Here is a 1,784-nt window from a genome sequence, read left to right on the forward strand (position 1 = left end):
CGCCACCGGGTGGGTCCGCTATCCCGCCCCGGTCACCCCGCAACTCGACATCGCCGCCCCGATCGACATCGCGGACCTTGCCGGGGCGCCGGGCAAGCCGCGCCCGCTGGCGGCCCATCTTGCCGCGCTGCACGCCGCGCTGGTCACGGGCAGCGGCGCGGGCGAGACGCTGGCGGGCATGCCAGCTTGTCGTCGGCTTCGACCTGCTCCTGACCGCCAGCGGCCCCGCGACGCTCGCCCTGCCGCCGGTGCGATTGCCGGTGCTCCTGTGCCTGCCCACCGCCGTGACGCTGGGCGCATCGGACCCCGCCGCGCCCGCCTTCCTCGACGAGGTGGCACAGGACATCACCCGCTGGCTTGCCGCGATGGACATCACACCCACGACCCGCCCCGATCTCCGGGCCGAGGCGTCGCTTGGCCTTGATCTGTCGCTGTTCAGCGGCGGGGCCGGTCCGCTCGATGCCGATCACCTTGCGCGTCTGCGGGCACTGATCGACCGCTACCAGCCCGAGAGCTTTTCCGAGCATCTCGCCTGGTCGAGCCACGGGGCCGAGTATCTCAACGACCTGCTGCCGCTGCCCTATGCCGGGGAAACGCTGGCCATCGTCTGCGACCATGTCGACGCGGTGCAACAGGCGCTGGGGCGGCGCATGCTGCTGGAAAACCCCGCGACCTAAGTCCTGTTCGCGCAATCGACGATCCCCGAGGCCGACTTCCTGTCCGAGATCAGCCGCCGCACCGGCTGCGGGCTGTTGCTCGACATCAACAACGTCTTCGTCTCGGCCAGCAATCACCGCACCGATCCGCGGGCCTATCTGGACGCGTTCCCGATGGATCGGGTGGGCGAGATCCATCTGGGCGGCCATGACAGCGAGGATCTGCCCTCCGGCCCGCTGCTGATCGACGCCCATGGCAGCGCCGTCGCCGACCCGGTCTGGACGCTTTACGCCGAGGTGATCGCGCGCATCGGTCCCCGGCCCACGCTGGTCGAGTGGGACAACGACGTGCCCGACTGGCCCGTGCTCGCTGCCGAGGCCGACCGGGCGCAGGCGATCCTGGATGGCGGGGGGCAGGGCCTTGCGCACGCATCCTGACTTCACCGCCCGCTTCGCCGCCGGGCTGCGGGACGGCACGCTGCCGCCGGGCCTGACCGCCAAGATGCCGGACGAGGCCGCGCGCCGCTTCGCGGTCTACCGCAACAATGTCGCCATCGGCCTGATCGACGCGCTGGCCGCCCGCTTCCCGGTGATCCGGCGGCTGCTCGGCGAAGACTTCTTCCGCGCGATGGCCCGGGTCTTTGCGGAAACCCACCGGCCGCGCTCGCCGGTGCTGCCGGCCTGGGGCGCGGACCTGCCCGGGTTTCTGGAGACCTTCCCGCCGCTGGCGGCCCATCCCTACCTGGCCGACATCGCCCGGATCGAGCATGCCCGCGGCCTTGCCTTCCGTGCCGCCGACCGGCCCCCCCTGCCGCCCGCTGCGCTGGTCGGGGCCGATCCGTCCCGCCTGCGGCTCTGCCTTCACCCCTCGGTGCAGGTGCTGCGGCTTGCCCATCCGGCGGTGTCCATCTGGGCCGCGAACCGGCCCGGCCGCGACCCAAGCGGTCCGTTTCCCGCTGCGGCCGAGACCGCCCTGATCCTGCGCGATACCCGCTTCGACGTGCCGGTCGCCGCCATCGGCCCGGGCGATGCCGCGCTGGTCGAGGCCCTGCGCACCGGCGCCCCGCTGACCGCCGCCACGCAGGCCGCGTGACGGCCGAACCCGACCGGCACCCCGCGGAAAGCGGA

1 protein-coding gene and 1 pseudogene are annotated in these 1,784 nt (G+C 72.8%); both read left to right on the forward strand.

Annotated features, from left to right (window positions below; translation table 11 throughout):
• Positions 1–416: 416 nt before the first annotated feature.
• Positions 417–1,094, forward strand: a pseudogene (locus ENN83_RS03725) (DUF692 domain-containing protein); the annotation flags it as partial.
• Complete coding sequence (locus ENN83_RS03730) at positions 1,060–1,749, forward strand: DNA-binding domain-containing protein (RefSeq protein WP_287184246.1); 690 nt, start codon at positions 1,060–1,062, stop codon at positions 1,747–1,749. The pseudogene ENN83_RS03725 and the gene ENN83_RS03730, both read left to right, overlap by 35 nt.
• The last annotated feature ends 35 nt before the right edge of the window (positions 1,750–1,784 follow it).

Source organism: Rhodovulum sp. (assembly GCF_011048875.1).
GTDB lineage: Bacteria > Pseudomonadota > Alphaproteobacteria > Rhodobacterales > Rhodobacteraceae > Rhodovulum > Rhodovulum tesquicola.